This is a genomic window from Kineosphaera limosa NBRC 100340 (assembly GCF_000298215.1).
GTDB classification, from domain to species: domain Bacteria; phylum Actinomycetota; class Actinomycetes; order Actinomycetales; family Dermatophilaceae; genus Kineosphaera; species Kineosphaera limosa.
In genome coordinates this window covers 1-21,057 of the sequence record NZ_BAHD01000085.1, presented here as the reverse complement: position 1 = coordinate 21,057, position 21,057 = coordinate 1, and the positions used below count along the sequence as shown (strand labels likewise).

At 71.5% G+C, this 21,057-nt stretch carries 18 protein-coding genes and 1 pseudogene; 14 read left to right on the top strand and 5 right to left on the bottom strand.

Translation table 11 applies throughout. The features are described from left to right. A pseudogene (locus KILIM_RS25200) lies at positions 1-286 on the top strand (HNH endonuclease signature motif containing protein); the annotation flags it as partial. Between the two features lie 107 nt (positions 287-393). Here KILIM_RS25200 and KILIM_RS19190 read toward each other — a convergent pair. After that, entirely contained in the window at positions 394-768 is a 375-nt protein-coding gene (locus tag KILIM_RS19190; protein ID WP_006594406.1) for a VOC family protein, read from the bottom strand. 4 nt (positions 769-772) lie between these two features. After that, the gene (locus tag KILIM_RS19185) at positions 773-3,514 is read right to left on the bottom strand and encodes a helicase-associated domain-containing protein (protein WP_006594405.1); all 2,742 of its coding nucleotides are present in this window, start codon (positions 3,512-3,514) and stop codon (positions 773-775) included. A gap of 278 nt (positions 3,515-3,792) precedes the next feature. Between KILIM_RS19185 and KILIM_RS19180 the strand changes: the two genes are divergently transcribed. From KILIM_RS19180 to KILIM_RS19155, 6 genes are all read left to right on the top strand, one after another. Further along, on the top strand, positions 3,793-5,451 hold the full coding sequence (locus KILIM_RS19180) for an AMP-binding protein (protein WP_006594404.1): 1,659 nt from the start codon (positions 3,793-3,795) through the stop codon (positions 5,449-5,451). A gap of 87 nt (positions 5,452-5,538) precedes the next feature. Beyond that, positions 5,539-6,510 (top strand): aldose 1-epimerase family protein, encoded by a 972-nt coding sequence (locus KILIM_RS19175; RefSeq protein ID WP_006594403.1) that lies wholly within the window; start codon positions 5,539-5,541, stop codon positions 6,508-6,510. Continuing rightward, positions 6,492-7,274 (top strand): HpcH/HpaI aldolase family protein, encoded by a 783-nt coding sequence (locus tag KILIM_RS19170; RefSeq protein ID WP_006594402.1) that lies wholly within the window; start codon positions 6,492-6,494, stop codon positions 7,272-7,274. The genes KILIM_RS19175 and KILIM_RS19170 overlap by 19 nt, the downstream gene beginning before the upstream one ends. Positions 7,275-7,333: 59 nt before the next feature. Beyond that, a complete protein-coding gene (locus KILIM_RS19165; RefSeq protein ID WP_006594401.1) occupies positions 7,334-7,732 on the top strand; it encodes a cold-shock protein in 399 nt (132 codons plus the stop codon). A 4-nt stretch (positions 7,733-7,736) separates the two neighbouring features. Beyond that, positions 7,737-8,525 carry a DUF3027 domain-containing protein gene (locus KILIM_RS19160; RefSeq protein WP_006594400.1) on the top strand — a complete coding sequence of 263 codons (789 nt, stop codon included), beginning with the start codon at positions 7,737-7,739 and terminating at the stop codon, positions 8,523-8,525. Between the two features lie 43 nt (positions 8,526-8,568). Further along, positions 8,569-10,050: an NCS2 family permease gene (locus tag KILIM_RS19155; RefSeq protein ID WP_006594399.1), complete on the top strand. Its 1,482-nt coding sequence runs from the start codon at positions 8,569-8,571 to the stop codon at positions 10,048-10,050. On the opposite strand, the gene KILIM_RS19150 is transcribed toward KILIM_RS19155, so the two are convergent. Both KILIM_RS19150 and KILIM_RS19145 read right to left on the bottom strand, forming a co-directional pair. Beyond that, a complete protein-coding gene (locus KILIM_RS19150; protein ID WP_051988895.1) occupies positions 10,047-10,793 on the bottom strand; it encodes a GAF and ANTAR domain-containing protein in 747 nt (248 codons plus the stop codon). The two genes, KILIM_RS19155 and KILIM_RS19150, sit on opposite strands and share 4 nt — an antisense overlap. 45 nt (positions 10,794-10,838) lie before the next feature. Next, positions 10,839-11,648, bottom strand: coding sequence for a GAF and ANTAR domain-containing protein (locus tag KILIM_RS19145; protein ID WP_157551834.1), 810 nt, complete (start codon positions 11,646-11,648; stop codon positions 10,839-10,841). A gap of 398 nt (positions 11,649-12,046) precedes the next feature. Here KILIM_RS19145 and KILIM_RS19140 point away from each other — a divergent pair, with 398 nt between their 5' ends. Beyond that, positions 12,047-12,505, top strand: coding sequence for a MarR family winged helix-turn-helix transcriptional regulator (locus tag KILIM_RS19140; protein ID WP_006594396.1), 459 nt, complete (start codon positions 12,047-12,049; stop codon positions 12,503-12,505). Beyond that, positions 12,502-13,989, top strand: a complete 1,488-nt coding sequence (locus KILIM_RS19135) for an MFS transporter (RefSeq protein WP_006594395.1) — start codon at positions 12,502-12,504, stop codon at positions 13,987-13,989. Before KILIM_RS19140 ends, KILIM_RS19135 begins: the two co-directional genes overlap by 4 nt. On the opposite strand, the gene serC is transcribed toward KILIM_RS19135, so the two are convergent. Further along, a complete protein-coding gene (gene serC / locus KILIM_RS19130; RefSeq protein WP_040563882.1) occupies positions 13,914-15,005 on the bottom strand; it encodes a phosphoserine transaminase in 1,092 nt (363 codons plus the stop codon). The genes KILIM_RS19135 and serC overlap by 76 nt on opposite strands. A gap of 116 nt (positions 15,006-15,121) precedes the next feature. Here serC and pdxH point away from each other — a divergent pair, with 116 nt between their 5' ends. The 5 genes from pdxH to KILIM_RS19105 all read left to right on the top strand — a co-directional run. Further along, complete coding sequence (gene pdxH / locus KILIM_RS19125) at positions 15,122-15,799, top strand: pyridoxamine 5'-phosphate oxidase (RefSeq protein WP_006594393.1); 678 nt, start codon at positions 15,122-15,124, stop codon at positions 15,797-15,799. 471 nt (positions 15,800-16,270) lie between these two features. Beyond that, positions 16,271-16,975, top strand: coding sequence for an iron-dependent transcriptional repressor DtxR (locus KILIM_RS19120; protein WP_006594392.1), 705 nt, complete (start codon positions 16,271-16,273; stop codon positions 16,973-16,975). 321 nt (positions 16,976-17,296) lie between these two features. Beyond that, on the top strand, positions 17,297-18,784 hold the full coding sequence (locus tag KILIM_RS24720) for a C40 family peptidase (protein WP_006594391.1): 1,488 nt from the start codon (positions 17,297-17,299) through the stop codon (positions 18,782-18,784). Between the two features lie 138 nt (positions 18,785-18,922). Continuing rightward, a complete protein-coding gene (locus KILIM_RS19110) occupies positions 18,923-20,134 on the top strand; it encodes a metallophosphoesterase family protein (protein WP_006594390.1) in 1,212 nt (403 codons plus the stop codon). After that, positions 20,131-21,057 (top strand): AAA family ATPase (locus tag KILIM_RS19105; RefSeq protein WP_006594389.1); only part of this gene is annotated, 927 nt, incomplete at its 3' end. The genes KILIM_RS19110 and KILIM_RS19105, both read left to right, overlap by 4 nt.

Genomic DNA, 21,057 nt, shown 5'->3' with positions numbered 1-21,057 from the left:
AAAGGTGACCCCCAACGGGGTCGAATGGACGCGCGCCGACGGCACCCCCATCGGCAACCAACCACGCCGCAACGACACCTCACCAACCACGACAGCGGCAACGACCACCAGGCCGACCACCACAGCGACGACGACAGCGGCGACGACGACAGCGACGGTCACGACAGCAGCCACGGCCACGATGGACAGGCCGACGCACCTGGTTGAGGACGAAGCCCGCACCCCGGCCCAGGTGCCCGAACGTAAGAAGCTGAACAGCGCCCCACTCACCGACACCACTCAGTAGCAAGAGCGGCGAAGAGCCAGGGCGCCGTAGGCACAGCGCTCGCCCTGCAGACACGTGCAGGGCGAGGTGCTCCTTCGAGGGCCCTCGCCCCGACGCGATCGGTCCGACTAGTTCAGGAGGGCCCGTTCGACCTGCTCGGGCACGGTGCGGAACAGGCAGAACTCGTTGCCGTCGGGATCGGCCAGCACCACCCAGGAGGCGCCGCGCATCTCGACCGAGCCGATGCGGGTGGCGCCGAGCTCGACGATCCGCTCGATCTCGACCTCGGCGGTGCGTTCGTCGCTGGAGCGCAGGTCGATATGGATCCGGTTCTTGCCCGGGGTCGGATGTGAGACGTACTGGAAGGCAAGCCGAGGCTCCCAATTGACCAGTACGAACTCACCCCAGTCGTACGCGATCGGCGAGCTGGTCACTTGCGACCAGAACTGCGCCAGCGCGCTCGGGTCGGTGGTGTCGAACACCACGGCTCGCAAGGCCAGCATCAACTCAGCCTAGCCGGGTTGCGCGCATCCGTCCTTGCGTCCGCAGGGCTGCCCGGGTTAGCGCAGTCACATTGCCGTCGCCCACCGGGCCGGCGGCGCGGCCACCTCGGCGGCGGGCCAGGCGGGTGGTCTCAGGGCAGTGTGGCGCCAGTGATGCGGTGCAGCGACAGCGCCCGCTCGCCGCCACCCGGGGCGCCACCAGCGGTCGCGCCACCACCGGTTTCACCGGCCGGCCGGCCCACCGCCGCGCCCCGGCCGGAGCCACGCGAGCGCTCCTCCACGAGCCCCTGCACGCGGCCACCCTCGACGCGCGTCGGGGGCAGCAGCACCCGCCGCGTCGTGCCGTCGGCATCGGCGACCCCGATCCACAGCGGGCTGCGCCGCGCGATCGCCTCACGCACCAGGGCCAGGACCACGGCCGGCTCGGCGGCCGGCACGGTGGGCCCGTCGGTGTCCGCGCGGCGGCCGCATCTTGCCGGTCACGCGCCTCCTGACCGGCCCGCATGGCCCGGACCAGCCGATCCGCGTCAGCGGGCGTCGGCAGGGCGACGACGACCGGTGGCGGCACCCGCCGTCGGGTGCGCGCCGGCTCCGGGCCGCCCGAGACCACGACCCCGTCGATGCCCTCCAGTACGGGGGCGCCACCGGCGGCCCGCAGCGTGTCCACGAGCGCGGCCGGAGCCAGCGCCGAGATGGCGACCGTCGGTGCGAGGCGGCGCAGCTGGGCAGGTCCGGCCTCCCGGCGGGCCAACAACATGTCCAGGGCCGCCGGATCGTCGCTGCGCACATACGACCGCGCGGCCCCGACCCGGGCCGTGCCGTGCCGGCGCGCCACGTCGCGAACAAGGTAGGTCAAGGGTTGCGGCACCCCCGTGGGGCTGACGCGTGCCAGCTCGGCCAGCAGCTCGTCGGCCTGGTAACCCGCGTCGAGTGCTCGGCGCACGGTGCCGCCGTCGAACCGGAACACCGAAGCGCCCCCGCGGGACTCCCGGTGGGCGGCAGCCTTGAGCAGCCGGGCCAGGCTCGGGGCGGGTGGACCCGGCACGACCGCGGTGAGGTCCGCCTGCAGCAGGGCGTGCTCCACCGGCGCGGGCAGCAACGCCGCGACCCCCGCGATCGCCGCCGCAGCGGCGCTCGTCGCTGAGTCCGTCGACGAGCCCGTCGCTGAGCCCGTCGATGAGTCCGGGTGTGAGCCCGTCGCTGAGTCCGGTGATGAGCCAGGCGTCGAGTCTGGCGTCGAGCCGACGACACCGGCGTCCGCGGTGCCGTCGCTGGTGGGCGACCCGGCGGGTTCGACGCCCTCGGCGCTTAGCAGCGCGCGCACCGCCTCGGGCACGGCTCCGGCACCCGTCACCCCCAGCCACTCGGCACCCTGCAGGGTGGCCTCGACGACCTCTCGATGCCAGGCGGGCGGCCGCAGCGGGTGTCGCCACGACAGCCGCGCCTCGAGGGCGTCGGCGTCGACGCTGCGGCCCGGCGGCACGGTCAGCAGCTCAGCGAGCACCTCGCGGCGCAGCAGCCGTAGCCGCGGCCACGACGCGCCGTCGGAGAGCGCGTTGACCGGCCCGGATGCCCCGGATGCCCCGGAGGCGCCCGGCGGGGTGTCCGCCCCGCGGCTGCCCACCCGGTGCGGGGCGCGGGTCGAGGCCAGCCACGCCGACACGAGCGCGGCCCAGCGGTGGGCCGGGTCAAGAGTGGCCCACTCGTCGGCGTCGAAGGTGGGCCGCCACGCGGGCTCGACGTTGCCGTCGTCGCCGACGAGGCCGGCGTCGCGCGCCAGCTCGACGAGAAACGCCGCGAGCGCCGCGTCGACATCGAGGTGGTCGCTCACGCGCCGCAGGTCGCGCACCGCCAGACCACCCGAGCGCAGGACGCGCGGCGGCTGCTGCCCCCAGAGCTCGAGCAGCTCGTCGAGCAGGTCGAGCAGGTGCGCAGCCGCGCCCGCGGCCGCCCCGTCGATGCGCCGCGCGGGCAGCTCTGCGGGCGTCCACGGGGGCGGGTTGGGCTCGCTGCGCCGGTGCAGCCGGCCGCCGCGCAACTCCAGCGCGAGCGCGCGTGGCAACACCACCTGGTTGTCGTCGAAGGCGGCGAGCCAGCCGGCGGCCAGCAGCGAGCGGACGGCCTGCGCGGAGGCGCCCTCCCGCGGCGGGCGACCCGTCGGCGGCCCCCACGTCAGCCGGTCCAGAACCGCCCGTTCGCCGGGGCTCAGAGCCGACAGCGGACCCGGCAGCACCGACACAGCAGCCGCTGAGCCGGAGCCGGAGCCGGAGTCGGCGCCGGAGGCGGCGCCGATCGCGGAGCCAGGGGCCGAGTCGGAGCCCGCGAATGAGCCGGTCCTGGAGGCGAACGAGGCCGTGACGGAGGCCGGTGCCAGCCCGGCGACATAGGGACCCAGCGCCTCGGCGACGGGGCGGGGCACGTGCCGGGCGTGCCCGGAGCGCCACACCAACGCCCGCCGCCACAGATCGTCCAGCACCGGAGCGACGGTGGGGTTCGGCAGCCGCAGCAGCCGTCCCACTGCCGCGACACCCCCGGCGGGAGCGAGCACCGCGACGGCCTCCAACACCTGCAGCGCGCCGGTGTCGAGGTCGTCGAGGGCGCGCATCAGCGAGGCGCGGGTGACCGCGCGGGCCGCCAGTGAGGTGAGGTCGGCCGGGGCGGGCCGAGCCAGATCGGGCCGCAGGAGCAGCAGAGTGGCCAGGTCGTCGTCGGTGCGCGCCCGCAGATCGTCGGCCAGGCTTCGCACCCGCCCAGCAGCCGATCTCGTCGTCGACCCACCGGCCGGCCTAGCTGGCGACCCATCGGCCGGCCTAGCTGCCGACCCACCGGCCGACCCAGCGGCGGGCGCCTCGGCGGCACTCGGCGACGCCGCGCGACGGGGGCCCTGCTGGGCGGAAACGGACACCCATCCACGCTACCGGGCACCCCGCAGCACCCCGTGAAGTGCGCCGCTTTGCAGGACAGGGGTGCCGGCTGCGGGTGAGGATGAGCAACAAACGCCTGCCGACGACGCCAGGAGGACTCGTGTCGACCAGCTCCGCCCAACCCAGCTACTCCAGTGCCCCTAGCGACGAGCCACTCCTGACCGACACGATCGGCGCCAACCTGGAGCGGACGGTCGCCACGTACCCGCAAGCCGAGGCGATGGTCGATCTGCCCAGCGGTCGTCGCTGGACGTACGAGCAGTTCAACGCCGACGTCGACGCCCTGGCCAAAGGCTTGCTGGCGGACGGCGTCGCCAAGGGCGACCGCATCGGCATCTGGTCGGTGAACTGCCCGGAGTGGACCCTGCTGCAGTACGCCACGGCCAAGGTCGGGGCGATCCTGGTCAACGTCAACCCGGCGTACCGCTCGCACGAATTGGCTTATGTCGTCAACCAGTCGGGCATGCGGCTGCTGGTCAGCGCCACCCGACACAAGAGCAGCGACTATCGCAAAATGGTGGAGGAGGTGCGCGGCGAGTGCTCCGGCCTGCGTGACGTGGTCTACCTCGATGGGCCGGACTGGGACGAGCTCGTGGCCCGGGGGGCCGACGTCCCCGACGCCGACCTGGCGGCCCGCCAAAGCGAGCTGGACGCGCAGGACCCCATCAACATCCAGTACACGTCGGGCACCACGGGCTTCCCCAAGGGCGCGACGCTGAGCCACCGCAACATCCTCAACAACGGCTACTTCGTCGGGGAGCTGTGCGGTTACACCCACGAGGACCGCATCTGCATTCCCGTGCCCTTCTACCACTGCTTCGGCATGGTCATGGGCAACCTGGCGGCCACCTCGCACGGCGCCTGCATGATCATTCCGGCGCCGAGTTTCGAGCCGGCCGCCACGATGCGCGCCGTGCAGGACGAGCGGGCGACCAGCCTGTACGGGGTGCCGACGATGTTCATCGCGGAGCTGGCCCTGCCCGACTTCGCCGACTACGACGTCTCCTCGCTGCGCACCGGCATCATGGCCGGCTCGCCGTGCCCGGTCGAGGTGATGAAGCAGGTCGTCTCGCAGATGCACATGCGCGAGGTGGCGATCTGCTACGGCATGACCGAGACCTCTCCGGTGTCGACGATGACCCGCCGCGACGACGACCTGCGCCGCCGAACGGAGACGGTGGGGCGGGTCATGCCGCACCTGGAGGTCAAGATCGTCGACCCGGTGACCGAGCAGGAGACCCCCCGCGGCGTCTCCGGGGAGCTGTGCACCCGCGGCTACTCGGTGATGCTCGGCTACTGGGAGTCCCCGGAGAAGACCGCCGAGGCGATCGACGCCGACGGCTGGATGCACACCGGTGATCTGGCGACGATGGACGACGACGGCTACTGCGCCATCGTCGGTCGGATCAAAGACATGGTGATCCGCGGTGGGGAGAACATCTACCCGCGCGAGATCGAGGAGTTTCTCTACTCCCACCCCGGCATCAGCGACGTGCAGGTCGTCGGGGTGCCCGACGTCAAGTACGGCGAGGAGCTGATGGCCTGGATCATCGCCAAGCCGGGCTCGGAGGGGCTGGACGCCGACGACATCCGGGAGTTCTGCAGCGGCAAGCTGGCCCACTACAAGATCCCGCGCTACGTGCATGTCGTCGACTCGTTCCCGATGACGGTCACCGGCAAGATCCGCAAGGTCCAGATGCGGGCCGAGGGCATCGAGATCCTCTCGCTGCAGGACGCCGCGGCCACCAAGCACGCCTGAGCGCGCGGCCCGCGGCCGCGGCGGTAATGTCGCGCCCATGCCCCTGCACATCACCCCGCCCGACGACGCCAAGCACGAGGAGGGGTCGTGAGGGATCCGGCTCTCGACGGTCTCAGCGCCCCTCCCGGCGGCCTCGGCTGGGTCATCCGGCACGAGGCGCCCGACGGTCTGCACGAGGCCAGCGTCACTCAGATCGGGGCGACGCTGCGCACGTACACCATCGACGGTCGGCCGCTCATCAGCGGTTTCGCCGCCGAGCAGGTGCGCCCGGCCTACCGCGGCGCCGTGCTCATGCCCTGGCCGAACCGGGTGCGCGACGGCCGGTACTCCTTCGGGGGCACCGATCGTCAGTTGGCCCTCACCGAGCCGCAGCGGCTCACCGCGATGCACGGGCTGGTCTGCTGGCAGCGCTGGGAGCCGGCGATGGAGGGCAGCTCGCGCGTGTCGTGCGAGACGACGCTGTTTCCGCAGCAGGGGTGGGACTGGACCCTGACCTGCCGGATGACGTACGCCCTCGACGACGACGGTCTGCGGGTCACCGCCTGGGTGCGTAACGAGTCCGACACCGCGGCCCCGTTCGGGTACAGCCTGCACCCGTACCTGACGTGCGGGGAGGCCAGTGTTGACGAGCTCGAACTGAGCCTGCCGGCCGCCCGCACCCTGGGGGTCGATCCCGAACGCCTGCTGCCGGAGGCCGACACCATCGCCGCGAGCCTGCGCGACGTCGATGCGGCGACCGACCTGCGCGCCGGACCCGCCCTGGCGGGACGCAGCCTCGACACCGCCTACACCGACCTGCGCGCCGATCCGGACGGCCGGTGGCGGGCCGTGCTGAGCCACCCGCCCAGCGGAGCCCGCACGGTGCTGTGGGCCCCCGCGACCGACCTGCCGTGGGTGCAGGTCTTCAGCGGTGACGCCCTGCCCGAACCGGCCCGGCGTCGCACCGGCGTCGCGCTCGAGCCGATGACCTGCGGCCCGGACGCGCTGGCCACGGGCGAGGGCCTGATCACCTTGAACCCTGGGCAGGAATGGAGCACGACATGGGGACTGAGCGGCTGACCGGCCTGCGCGCGGCGCTGGCTGACGAGGGCACGGCGCTGCTGGGCGCGTTCTGCGGCATCCCGCGCCTGGAGGTCGTGCAGATCATCGGCTACACCGGCTTCGACCTGGTGATCCTCGACGGCGAGCACGGCCTCTTCGACGCCTCGGCGCTGCCGGGGCTCATCGCCGCCGCGCGGGGTGCCGGGCTGCAGGTTGTGGTGCGGGTGCCCCGACTGGACCCGCAGGTGATCTCTGCGGCGCTGGACGCCGGCGCCGACGGGGTGCTCGTGCCGCATGTGCGGACCGCGCAGGAGGCGCTGCTGGCGGTGCAGGCCTGCCGCTTCCCGCCGCGCGGCATCCGCTCGTTGCACGGCGCCGTGGCCGCCGCCCGCTATGGCACGCGACCCGACTACCTGAGCGCCGCCAACACCGATTGCGCGTGCATCGTCATGTGCGAGGACGCGCAGGCCCTGGAGGCGATCGAGGACATCGCCGCGACCCCCGGGCTGGATGCGGTCTTCGTCGGCCCCTTCGACCTGTCGGCCTCGATGGGGCACGTGGGGCAGCCGGCGCACGAGGAGGTCGTCGCGGCGACCCGGGAGGTGTTCGCGGCCGCGGCGCGGGCGGGAGTCGCTGCGGGCGTCATGGCCGCCGCCCCCGGCGCCGTGGCGGGCTGGTTCGCCGACGGAGCCCGCTTCGTCGTGGCCGGTCTCGACACGGTGATGCTGCGCGAGGGGGCTGCGGCAACGGTCGCGGCGACGCAGATCCGCGCAAGCCGTTAGCCTTGGTGAAGGCCGGTCTGCCGACCGGCCAGCACGCGCGAGCAAGGCAGGGATTTTCGGTGCCGACGGGCAGGGTCAAGTGGTACGACGGCGACAAGGGATTCGGTTTCGTCTCCGACGATGAGGGCGGCGACGTCTTTCTGCACGCCAACGCGCTGCCCGCCGAGATCAGCACCATCAAGGCCGGCACCCGGGTCGAGTTCGGCGTGGCTCAGGGGCGCCGCGGCATCCAGGCGATGCAGGTCAAACTCCTGCAGCAGCCGCAGTCCGTCGCCGCCGCGCAGCACGCCAAGCATCGCAAGTCGGCCGAAGACATGACGCTGATCGTGGAGGACCTCATCAAGCTCCTCGACGGTGTCTCCAACCAGCTGCGGCGCGGGCACTATCCCGACCCCAAGGTTTCGGCGAAGGTCGCGGCCGTGCTGCGCGCCGTCGCCTCCGATCTCGACGGAGCTTGATCGCATGACCGCCGTGACCTCACCAACGCCGACGCGCACCCGCCGCCCACCGCGCCCGAAGCTCGACGCGACGCTCGCGGAGGCGCACACGCTGGCGCGGGAGGCGGCGCAAAGCATCGCCGAGCCCGGCGCGGTCGGGGAGCATCTGCAGTGCGTGGTCGAGGGCGAGCGGGTGCTCACGCATCTCTTCGAGTGCACCGCACCGGCCTACCGCGGCTGGCATTGGGCGGTGACGGTCGCGCGGGTGGCCCGCAGCCGCAAGGTGACGGTCAGCGAGACGCACCTGCTGCCCGGTCCCGACGCAGTGTTGGCCCCGGCGTGGGTGCCTTACGCCCAGCGGTTGCGTCCCGGCGACCTGGGGCCGGCCGATGTGCTGCCCTACCGCGAGGCCGACCCGCTGCTGCAGCCCGGCTTCGAGGCCACCGGCGAGGAAGACGTCGACCAGATGGCGGTCTTCGAGTTGGGCCTGGGGCGCGCCCGCGTGCTGACGGCCGAGGGTCGCGAGGAGGCCGCCCAGCGCTGGTACGACGGCGAGAGCGGCCCCACGGCAGAGACGACGAATGTCGCTGTGGCGCCGTGCGGCTCGTGCGGCTACTACCTGCCGCTGGCCGGGGCTCTGCGGCGCACCTTCGGAGTTTGCGCCAACGCCTGGTCGGCCAGCGACGGGCGGGTCGTCTCCGTCGATCACGGCTGCGGGGCGCACAGCGAGACCGACGCCGCGACCTCCTCTCCGGCGCAGCGCCCGGCCCCCTTGCTGGACGAGTATGAGGTAGAACTCATCACTACGAGCTGACCTGGCAACACGGCCGTGACACGGCGGTTCTAGGCTGCCTGCCATGTCCACCTCTGCACCACCCGAACGGGTGCGCCGCTCCGGCCTCGACGGGTACTTCCGCATCTCGGCTCGCGGCTCGAGCCTGTCCCGTGAGATCCGTGGTGGTTTCGCCACGTTCTTCACGATGGGTTACATCATCGTCCTGAACCCGCTGATCATCGGCACCGTTCAGGACGGCACCGGCGCCTACCTCGGTGGGGGTGACGCGCCGAACCTGGCGATGGTCGCCTCAGGCACCGCCCTCATCGCGGGCCTCATGTCGATCTTCATGGGGGTCTTCGCCAACTATCCGCTCGCGCTCGCCGCCGGCCTGGGCCTCAACGCCTTCGTCGCCTTCGGCATCGCGGCGGTCCCCAATATGACGTGGGCCGACGCCATGGGCCTGGTCGTCCTCGAGGGCCTGCTCATCCTCGTTCTCGTGCTCACCGGCTTCCGTGAAGCGGTGTTCAGGGCCATTCCGGCGCAGCTGAAGACCGCGATCAGCGTCGGTATCGGCCTGTTCATCACGCTCATCGGCCTGTTCGACGCCGGCATCGTGCGCAAGGCGCCGGCGACCCCGGTCGAGCTCGGCATCGGCGGCTTCCTCGCCGGCTGGCCCTCACTCGTCTTCGTCATCGTGCTGCTGGCGATCATCATCATGATGGTCCGCAAGGTCTCCGGCTCGATCCTTTACGGCATCGTCGGCGGCACCCTGCTGGCCATCGCCGTCGAAGCCGTCTTCAGCATCGGCGGGCAGACCGACGCGACCGGCGAGGTCGTCAACCCCACCGGGTGGGGGCTGAACGTGCCGCGGATCCCCGACCAGTTCGTGCAACTACCGGACTTCGGCCTGCTGGGCCAGTTCAACTTGCTCGGCTCGTTCACCAACCTCGGCATCATCGCGGCCTGCCTGCTGGTCTTCACGCTCATGCTCGCCGACTTCTTCGACACGATGGGCACGATGGTCGCCATCGGCGCAGAGGCCGACCTGCTCGACGCGGAGGGCAACCCGCCGAACGCCCGGCGCATCCTGGTCGTCGACTCGCTGGCGGCGGTGGCTGGTGGGGCGGCGAGCGTCAGCTCCAACACCGCCTACATCGAGTCGGCCTCCGGCGTGGGGGAGGGCGCGCGCACCGGCCTGGCCTCGGTCGTCACCGGCTCGCTCTTCCTCTTCGCCACGTTCTTGGCGCCGATGGTCGACATCATCCCCTACGAGGCGGCGACCCCGGCCCTGGTGGTCGTCGGCTTCCTGATGATGCAGCAGGTCAGCGGCATCGACTGGCAAGACCTGGAGATCGCGATCCCGGCCTTCCTGACGATCGTGCTCATGCCGTTCACCTACTCCATCACCGCCGGTATCGGCGCGGGTTTCGTCAGCTACGTCGTCATCAAGATCGCCCGCGGCAAGGCCCGGCAGGTACACGTGCTGCTGTGGATCATCGCGGTGCTCTTCGTGATCTACTTCGCGATCGACCCGATCCGAGACCTGCTCGGCGTCGCCTAAGGCCGCTTGCGGCGGCGGCTGGACGGGGGTGACAACAGGTTGGCGGTGCCCTCGGAGCCCCGGTCGGCGCGCGGCGCCTGCGGGTCGATGGCCACCAGGATCTGGCCGGCGACGACGTCCCTGGCCACGTCGGACAGCAGGCGACGCTCGCCGCGCGCGATCTGACGCAACGCATGGAACGCCTGCTCGACATCGACCCCGGCGCGCTCGGCGACAACGCCCTTGGCCTGCTCGATGAGCACCCGGGAGGTCAGGGCGGCCTGCAGTTGCTGGGCCAGCACCTCCTGCTCCCGGTAGGACTGCTGGTTCAGCACGGCGATGGTCGCCATGCTGGAGAGCACCTGGGCGGTCTGCAGATCGACCTGGCTGAGCACGCGCCCGCCCGTGCAGAAGAGGTTGAGCGCGCCCAAACGGTTGCCGCCCAACGACATCGGCACCGCGTACACGGCGGTCACGCCCTGTTCGATGGCGGCGGGCGCAAACGCGGTCCACTCATCGAGCCGGCTCGGCAGGTCGGTCGAGCCGGCGGGCTCGCCGGTGCGGAAGGCCTCGTAGCAGGGGCCCTGCTCGTGTTGCAGTTCCAACAACTCCAGCCGATGCATGTCGTCGGTGCTGCTGGCCAGCACTCGCAGCCCGCCGCGCATGTCGTTGAGCAGGATGCCGGCCGAGTCCGCCGGCATCAGGTCCAGAGCGCCTCGGACCACCTCGTCCATGAGCTCGACGACGTCGAAGGGCGCCATCATCGCGTTGACCAGTTCGACGAATTGGTTAGCAAACGCTGGCTCTGCTCAGATTCCATCGGCCGGTCCCATCGACTCGTCGTTGCCGCTATCTGTGCTCTCTGGGAAGTCGTCGGCGCGCTCTGTTGTATCGACGCGGCGCTGCTGGCCTGGGGGGCCGAAGCGCCGACGGCCGGCGACGACGTCTCGGGCGACGGCGTCGAGATCGCGACCGGAGGCGAACGCTTCGGCCTGCAGACTGGCGACCGCGTCGACTATCCCCGCGCCGAGCTGCACGCTGATCATGCCGACCGCCTGGTGGATGACAGGGGTGAATCTACTCTGTTCGTCAGCAGGGCCGGGGTTCGGCGACCCGTTGGGTGCCAGTACCGCCAGCAGCATCCTGTCGGCCAGACGGTACAGCCGCTGCAGGTCGCGCTCCGCCACCACGGGAGGTCGGCGCGCTGCGGGTGCTTCGAGGGGGCGTGGGCGGGTAGGCGGTCGGTGTGCTGTCAGCGCGCCGACCCGCGCCTCGCCGGCGACCAGCGGGAGGCAGCAGATCGTGCCGATTCCCAGCGCCTGGGCCTCGGGGGTGAACACGACCCACTCGGGGCGGGCCGGCACCATCAGGTCGACGATGACCGGCAGGCCGTTGGCGGCGGCGGTGATCGCCGGGCCTTCGCCCAGGGACCGCTGCAGCTCGAACAGCTCCACGGCGCCCTCGCCGGAGGCGTAGGCCAACTGCACGAGTTGGTGATCGACGGTCAGCGCCACCGCGATCTGTGCCGTCGCCCACTCGCGCAGCTCCCCTCGCGCGTTCTCGACGAGCGACGCCAGCACTGCGCGGCGCCCGTCCGATGGGCTGGGTGGATCCGGCATGGCAGTCCCCGCTGTCCCGGCAGTGCAGCGCCGTCGATGTGGTGTGGCCGGGCGAAGGCGAACGCCGCGGTGGGGGTCGCCGAGGACGTGGTGAGGCCGGCCGGGGGAGCTGCGGGAGGTTGCGCGGCTCCGCGACGTTGCGTCGGAGTCAGGCATGGCGCCATCCCTTCGCAATCGCAGCAGAGTGCCAGGGGCTGGGGCGAACGGCTCGGCGTCTGGCGGGCCGTGTTCTCACTGTCTGCCCAAGCCTAACTGCTGCGGGCGTGATCGCGACCGCGGGCGCCGCTTCGTTGCCTTTCTGCGATGTATCGCGGCGCAAGGAAATACTTAGCTGACGCAAGGAGTTGACCCAGGCGTGGCTCGAGGCGATCGGGCCGAATCCGAGAGCAGGGGAGCAGATGGAGACCACGTCTACGGATGCCCACACGGCCGGCGGGGCGCCCGACCTGGGCGCCCTGGCGGTCGAGTTGCGGCTCGCGTGTATGCGGATCAGCCGGCGAGTGCGCTTCGAGTCGACCGACGATCAACTGCCGCCGCATCAGTTCAGCGTGCTCGCCCGCCTGGATGCCGGGGTCTCGACTCCCGGTGGCCTCGCTGCGGTGGAGAGGGTGTCGGCGCCGAGCATGACGCGGACCGTCGCGGCGCTGACGCAGGCGGGCCTGGTGGACCGCCAGCCCCATCCGAGCGACGGGCGGCAGGTGCTGCTCACCCTGACGCCCCGCGGGCGACGCCTGCTGCGCGACGTGCGTGCCCGCCGCGACCTGTGGATGTCCGTGCGCCTGGCCGAACTCGACGCTGCCGACGTGCACCTGCTCGCGCAGGCGGCGCCGCTGCTGGCGCGGGTCGCGGCCCAGTGAGCGCCCGCACCCCGAGCCCGACCTTCCGCTCGTTCGTCGCCCGCAACTACCGGCTCTTCTTCGCCGGTGCGCTCGTCAACAACGTCGGCACCTGGATGGGGCGCACCGCCCAGGCCTGGCTGGTGCTCACCGAGCTGACCGACCACGACGCGGCCGCCCTCGGCATCGTGACTGCCCTGCAGTTCCTGCCCGTGCTCATGCTCGTGGGGGTCTCCGGGGTCATCGCCGACCGCTTCCCCAAGCGAGTGGTGCTCTCTTGCACCCAAGCCGGCCTGGCCATCGTGCAGGCCGCCACGGCGGCCCTCGTGCTGACCGGCACCGCGACGCTCCCGGTGATCTACCTCCTGACCTTCCTCTACGGCGTGGCCGCGGCCATCGACGCCCCGGCCCGGCAGGCGTTCGTCTCGGAGGTCGTCGGTCCCGATCTGCTGAGCAACGCTGTCGGGCTGAACAGCGCGAACTTCAACACGGCCCGGATGATCGGCCCCGCTCTGGCCGGCCTGCTCATCGCCGTGCTCGGCACCGGCTGGGTGTTCGTCATCGACGCCGTGAGCGTGGCCGCGATGATCGTGTGCCTGTGGGTCATGGATCCGCGGGCGCTGCGCCCGTCGCCCCAGCGGCGCGGGCGCGGCGGGGTTCGCGAGGGGCTGGCCTATGTTGCCGGGCGACCCGACATCATCCTGATCCTCGTCGTCGTCTTCGTGCACGGCACCTTCGGGATGAACTTCCAGATCACGACGGCCCTCATGGCTACCACGGTGTTCGAGAAGGGGCCGGGGGAGTTTGGCCTGCTCGGCTCGATCATGGCGGTCGGGTCGCTCTGGGCGGCGCTGTTGACCGCCCGCCGGGCGCAGCCGCGACTGGCCGTCGTGCTCGGTGGGCTCGCCGCGTTCGTCGTCGCGAGCCTGGCCGCGGCGTTGGCCCCGAACTACTGGACGTTCGCGATCCTGCTCGTGCCCGTGGGGCTGACCGCGATGACGATCCTGCCCACCGCCAATTCGCTCGTACAGCTGGCCGTCGAACCGGCCATGCGGGGCCGGGTTATGGCGCTGTACCTGGCGATCTTCATGGGCGGCACACCGCTGGGCGCCCCGCTCATCGGCTGGATCGGCGCCACGTGGGGGGCCCGCTGGACGATCCTCGTCGGCTCGATCGCCGACGGGCTGCTGCTCGTGGGCATCCTCGTCTATCTGGTGCGCCGCCACCCCGACCTCCTCGCGCGACGGCTGCCCCGGCTGCGGCTGCTGACTCAGATGGTGCGCTACGGTCGCATCGACGTCGCCGGCAACCGCCCGGCGCAGCAGGAGGTCGATTCGGATGAGCCCGCGCTTCCGGCGGATGATCGTGCTGGTGGCGTTGGCGGCGATGCTGCTCGTCGTGGTCCTCGGAGCGCTTCAGTAGGAGCGGCTCAGGGCAGGTGCTCGACCACGGCGTCGACGCAGGCCACGAGCGCGCGCACGTCGTCCGGCTGCACCGCCGGATAAAGGCCGAAGCGCAACTGGTTGCGGCCGAGCTTGCGGTAGGGCTCCAGGTCCACGATCCCGTGGGCGCGCAGCGTCGCGGCGACCGCGGCGGCGTCGATCGAGTCGTCGAAGTCGATGGTGGCCACGACCTGCGAGCGGTGCGCCGGGACGGCGACGAACGGCGTGGTCAGAGGGTTCGCCTGCGCCCAGTCGTAGACGATCGCGGCCGAACTGGCGCAGCGCTGCGCGGCCCAGGCCTGCCCGCCGTTCTCGTTCAACCAGCGCACCTGCTCGTTCATCAGCGCCAGGGTTGCCAGGGCGGGGGTGTTGAGGGTCTGGTCCTTGCGGGAGTTCTCGATGGCCGCGACCAGGTCGAGGAACGCGGGGATCCACCGGCCGTCGCGCCCGATCCGCTCGGCGCGTTCGATGGCGGCGGGGGAGAGCAGGGCGAGCCAGAGCCCCCCGTCGGAGCCGAAGCACTTCTGCGGCGCGAAGTAGTAGGCATCGGCTTGCTCGGCGTCGAACGCCAAACCCCCGGCGCCGGACGTGCCGTCGACGAGCATGAGTGCCTCCGGACCGGTCCCCGCCACCCGCTGCACGGGCAGTGCCACGCCGGTGGAGGTCTCGTTGTGCGGCCAGGCGTAGGCGTCGACCTGGGCGGCCTGCGCGGTGGTGGCGCTGCCCGGCTCGGCGCGGCGCACGTCGGGGTCGGCCAGAAACGGGGCCGCGGTCGTGGCGGCCGCGAACTTGGCGGAGAACTCGCCGATCACGACGTGCTGGGCACGGCGCAGCACGAGACAACTCGTGGCGATATCCCAGAAAGCGTTGGAGCCGCCGTTGCCCAACACCACCTCGTAGCCGTCGGGCAGGGCGAAGAAGTCGGCCAGCCCGGCCCGCAACTCGCCGACGACCCGACGCACCGGCGCTTGCCGGTGGGAGGTACCCAGCCAGGAGCGGCCCAGGGCCGTCAGCGCGTCCACCTGCTCTTGACGGATCTTGGCCGGCCCGGAGCCGAAGCGTCCGTCGGCGGGGAGCATCGAGTCGGGCAGAAAGGTCGGGGGGCCATCGAACGGCTGCGCGGCGCTCACCCAACCATCATGGCCGAGTCGCCGACGGCGGCGAAGACGGGCCGGTGGCGTCTAGATTCGAGCCCATGAGCGATGTGCAGCGATTCGACTACGCCGGCACCGGCCTGGAAGACTCCGTGCCGCAGGCGCCCTGGGAGCTGGTGTCGCGCTGGGTACGCGAGGCGCAGGAGGCGGCGGACGAGCGCGCCGATGTCTACGAGCCGTCGGCGATGGCCGTGGCGACGGTCGACCGAACAGGCCTTCCTGATGTGCGCACGGTTCTCCTGCGCTTTCTCGACCCGCGTGGGCCGGGGTTCGTCACGAGTCGGCACTCGCAGAAGGCGGCGCAGATTAGTGACACACATCTCATCGCGGCGACCCTGACGTGGGCGCCACTGTTTCGGGCTATTCGCTTTCGCGGGGTGGCGCAGCAGATCGAATCGGATATTACGGACGAGTATTGGGGTGGTCGTCCGTGGGGGTCGCGGATTTCGGCGTGGGCCTCCCGGCAATCGCACCCTGTCGCCTCGCGGCAGGTGATGGAGGACACAGTGCGCGACCTGGCACAGCGGTATCCGGATATGGGAAATCCCGACGATGTGCCGGTTCCACCGGACTGGGTGGGCTACCGGATTCATCCACAGGAGGTGGAGTTCTGGGCCGGCCGACCCGACCGCCTGCACGACCGCATCCGGTACGCCGCAGCCTCGCCGGCCGATCTCGATGACGCGGCGGCGTGGTCGACCACCCGCCTGCAGCCCTGACCGCACCCGTGCTGGTCCCGGCGTTTGCAGGGCCTTGCGATGGTTTGCCTAATTCCCCGGAAATGAGTGACGGGGCCGCATCAGGGGGGTGCGGCCCCGTCATCTCTATGCGGCGACTCGGGGATAGTCGCCAGCTGCTCAGCCAGGGGAAGCTGAGACTTTCACTACTTCCGTCGTTCGCCAGGGCTCAGGTTGGGGAGACCTGACCGGCGCGCCGGGTGATTGTAATATAAACTGATTCTCGGGTGCGATGCAAGGGCGTGGGGGGTGCGGCCGGGCCGATGGGGCCCTTGTCACCGAGCGCCCCAGAGTCGATGCGACGCAGGTCACAGGCCTGCATCGGGCTTTTCGGTGGTTACCTCAAGCCTGTATGCAGGCGCTTCTTGGCGATAACGCTGTTATTCGATGCGGCGCCCCGTGCTGTCCATGGCGCCGGAGCGCGGATGCAGGCGCGGATGAGAGAGTATCGGTGTGACCGATCTCATCGACACCACCGAGATGTACCTGCGCACCCTCCTAGAGCTGGAGGAAGAGGGCACTCCGCTGCTGCGTGCGCGCATCGCCGAGCGGCTGGGGCACTCGGGTCCCACGGTGTCGCAGACCGTTGCCCGGATGGAGCGGGACGGCCTGGTGCATCTGCAGCCCGACCGTTCGCTGGTCTTCACGTCGCAGGGACGACTGCGCGCCACCCGGGTCATGCGCAAGCACCGCTTGGCTGAGCGACTGCTCGTCGATGTCATCGGTCTGGAGTACGAGCACGTGCACGCCGAGGCCTGCCGCTGGGAGCACGTGATGAGCGACCGGGTGGAGCGCAAGATCCTGACGCTGCTGCCCACGCATGACACCAGCCCGTACGGAAATCCGATCCCGGGCCTGGAGGAGCTCGGCGTGTCGGCCAGCTCGGCCGCCCCGCAGGAGCGCCCGGAGGGCATGGTTCACCTGACCGACATCGAGGCACCCTCTGGGCGGGTGCGCCTGCGCCGCGTCGGGGAGCCGCTGCAGACCGACAAGGAGCTGCTGTCGGCGCTCGCCGGCGCCGGGGTGCTGCCCGGCGCGATGATCTCCTACGAGCAACTCGTGCACGGGGGCGTGTTGGTGCAAGGCGAGGGTGACGCCGGGGACGCCGTCGAGGTGCCGTCGTCGGTGGCCAGCCTGTTGTTCGTCACCCAGGAGTAGCGCTTCGTCTCCTTTGTCCGTCGCCGCTCGTGCGTCCACAGGGGATCCGGACCGCGTGACCCCTGGGATGTGTAAGTCGTCACATTCTGGTGCAGGTCTCGGGTGGATCGGGTGGCCGTCCTGCAGTTGTTCGCGCGGGGCTCTTCGGGGCTGTGGATGAGGCCGGTCACCGGGAGAGCGATCTTCCTAGCGTCGCTGGTGTCGCCCCTCTGACGGCGGCTCCACGATCGGCGCCTGCCCCGGCCACCGGCGTGGATGTCGTGGTGAAACGCCTGGCCGGGGACGGTCGAGGCCGGCACGGGCGGGCGGAGAGGCTGCCCCGTGACCCGCACCCGTTCCCGCACCCGCTCTCGTGCTCCCCAAGCCCCCATCCGGGCCGGGCGGCATCGCGACCCCGCGCAGAGTGCCCTGCTGATCACCGCGACCGAGGCCGCCGCCTTGGCCGGCGCCGTCCTGGCGCGACCGGGTCTGGGCGGCGCCCCGCCGGTCACCCGCGCGTTGCCCGTGCTGCTGGCCACGACCGGCCTCATCACCGGGGGTGCCGTCGCGGCGGTGGCCGAACCCGCCGGGGCGGCCGACGAGCACGCGCGGCCACTGCCGACCGCGAGCATGGCGACGCTCGCCGGGGCTCCGGACTCCGCGCCCGCCGCTGCTGCCGACTCCCCGCCCGCTGTCGATCTCGCCGCCACTGAGTTTGCACCTGAGGCGAACGCCGAGCCGGTCCCGATGTCGACGGCCGAACCCGTTCCGGCCACGACCGATGGGCCCGCGGATGGCGCCACGCCTCCCGAGCCCGCCACCCCGACCGTGACCGTGACCGTCACCGTGACCGAGACGGTCGACTCCAGCGGCGTCACCGACACCGACGCCGCCACCACGACCGATGCCGCCACCACGACCGACGCCGCCGTCCCCGTCGAGAGGGGGGTTGAGGTCACCGCGGACTCGTCAGAGAAGCCGTGGTGGTTCGCTGACCGCGACGAACGCTCCACCCAAGAGGCGGCCGGTGGGCAGGCCGCACCGGGGGCTGCCCCGGCGGGCGCCGCCGAGCCGGTCTGGGTCGAGCGGTCCATCGACGAGGTTCCCAGCCGCGCACCGACTCCCTCGGCCACGGCGACCCCGGCGCCCGCGCGCGAGTCGTCGACCACCGCGGAGCCGAGGCCAACCTCGACGCAGCAGCCCGCGACACCCCGCCCGTCGATCCCGCCGAGCCCGTCGGCCGATCCCGCCCCGTCGCCGCCGCCCGTGAAGCCGCCGGTGGCCCGCACACCGCAACCCACTCCTTCGACGGCAGCTCCGAGCACCAAACCGCCTGTCCCGCGGACCCCGGAGGCCGAGCCGAAGCGCCCGACGGTGCCCAAGAGCGAGACGGCGCCGCCCAAGCGCCTGGAACGCGACCGGCCGGAACGCCACAAGACCGAGCGCGACAAGCCGGAACGCGACAAGCCGGAACGTGAACAGGACAATTCCGGCGGCCACTCGCAGGTGCTCTCGATCTCGAAGGACCTGTCCGGCATCAAGTACGTGTGGGGCGGCACCACGACCGCCGGCTTCGACTGCTCCGGCTTCACCCAGCACGTCTTCCGCAAGGCTGGTGTCACCCTGCCGCGCACGGCCGCCCAGCAGCAGAAACACGTGCGCAAGGTCGGCGATCCGCGCCCGGGTGACCTCGTCTTCTTCGGCAGCCCGGCGCACCATGTCGGCATCTACGCCGGCAAGGGCCAGATGTACGACGCCCCACGCCGCGGCAAGACCACCGGCCTGCACCGCATCTGGTCTAAGAACGTCAGCTACGGTCGGCCCGGCTGACCTGCGCATTCATCCCGCTGACGGCGCGGCGACGTGTCGCTGGCGCAACCTTGTCGGTGCTCGCGTCTAGTGTCGAAGACAACGAACGACACACTCGGTCGCCACCCGGCGGCCGGCGAGCTTGCAGGGGAGGTGGCGATGGTCCGCTTCGTGCATACCAGCGACTGGCACTTGGGCATGACCAGGCACTTCCTCGAGGGTGAGGCGCAGGCCCGGTACACCGCTGCCCGCATCGACGCGATCCGCGCCATCGGGCAACTCGCCGAGCGTGCCAGCGCCGAGTTCGTCGTGGTCGCGGGCGACGTGTTCGACTCCAATCTCGTGGCGACGCAGACGGTGCGGCGCGCGCTGGAGGCCATGGCTGCCGTGCCGGTGCCCGTTTACCTGCTGCCCGGCAACCACGACCCGCTCGACGCGGTGACGGTGTATCGCAGCCGGCTTTTCGACAGGCTCAAGCCCCCCAACGTGCACGTGCTCGACAGCTCTGGTCCTGTTGCCGTCGGCGCGGGCGTCGAGCTCGTCGCGGCGCCGTGGTTCTCCAAGCACCCGCTGGGCGACCTGGCCGGGCAGGCGCTGGCCGCTCTGGCTCCGCAGGGCGAGGAGCGGTCCGGCATCCGTATCCTGGTCGCCCACGGTGTGCTCGACGTGCTGAGCCCACAGGAGAAGAATCCGGCGGCCATCGCTTTCTCCGGGTTGGAGGAGGCGCTGACGGCGGGGACCATCGACTACGCGGCGCTGGGGGACAAGCACACCCGGCTCGCCCTGAGCGAGCGCCTGCACTACCCGGGCTCCCCGGAGGTCACCTCGTTCCGTGAGGAGCTGCCCGGCGATGCGCTCGTCGTCGACCTGCAAGCCGGCCGAGACCCGATCGTCACCCCGCACCACGTCGGTACCTGGCGCTTCGTGGGGCTGGAGCGCGATCTGTTGGGCGACGACGACATCGGCGAACTCGACGAGGCGTTGGGCGCGCTGGATCCCAAGGACCGCACGGTCGTGCAGACGGGGCTGCGGGGCACGCTGTCGCTGCAGCAGAAGGCGCGCCTAGATGCACTGCTGGACGCCTACGGTGAGGTCTTCGCCGCCTGCCTGCCGTGGCTGAGCCGGCAGAACATCGCCGTGCTGCTCGGGGACGACGAGCTGGCCGACCTGGGCATCGGCGGCTTCGTCGACGAGGCGATCGCCGATCTGGCCGATCTGGCCGGACTGGCCCAGCCCGGCGCGGTCCGTCACAGCGCAGGCTCGCCTGAACGTAGTGGTTCGCGCGTCGATCACGCGGAGCGGAGCCAGGCCGATGTCGCCCGCGAGGCGTTGTCGCTGCTGTACCGGCTGGCCAAGGGGCCGGCGGCGTGAGGCTGCACCGGCTCTCCCTGCGCGACTACAAGGGCGTCACGCAGCGCGACCTGCTCTTTCCCGACGCCGGGATTCTCGTGGTCGAGGGGCCGAACGAGGTCGGTAAGACGACGATGCTCGATGCGCTCGACCTGCTGCTCGACCACAAGGACAGTTCCCGGCGCGCGCAGATCCGCGCGGCCCAACCCGTGGGTCGCGATGTCGGCCCGAGCGTCGAGGTGGAGCTGTCGACGGGCCCGTATCGCTTCACCTACCGCAAGCAGTGGCTGCGGCAGACCGCGACCGAACTGACGGTGCATACGCCGACCCGCGCGCATCTGGTCGGCGACGAGGCGCACGAGCGGGTCAAGGCGATCCTGGCGCAGACCACGGACTTGCAGTTGTGGAAGGCGTTGCGGCTGTTGCAAGCCCAGCCGCTGGTGCACGACGGGCTGGGCGCCAGCACTGCGCTGGCCGCGGCCCTGGATCGGGCAGGTGGCACCGCGGTCGACGCGGGGCCCGCGGGGGAGACGTTGCTCTCCGCTGCGCAGGCCGCCTACCTGCGTTACTACACGGCGCGCACCGCGCAGCCAACGGGGGAGTGGCGCGCGGCCATCGAGCGGCTCGAGGCCGCCGAGCTCGGCGAGCGGGCGGCGCGGGAGGCCGTGCGGGAGGTCGCCGACGACGTGGAGCGGCACGAGTCGACCCAGGGTGGCCTGCAGGAGGCCCGGCACCGGTTCGCGGAGGTGGGGCAGCGGCGCCGGGCCATCGACGACGAGCTGGTGCAGGCCCGCGAGCTGGCCGCGCAATTGGCCGCCGCCCGCGCCCGCCGCGACGAACTGTCCGTCGCCCTGGAGCGAGAGCGCGAACGGCTCGCCGAGCGCGTCGCCGCCCGCGAGCAGGCGCAGCGGGTGGACGCGGCGCTGGGGGCCGCCGAGGCCGCG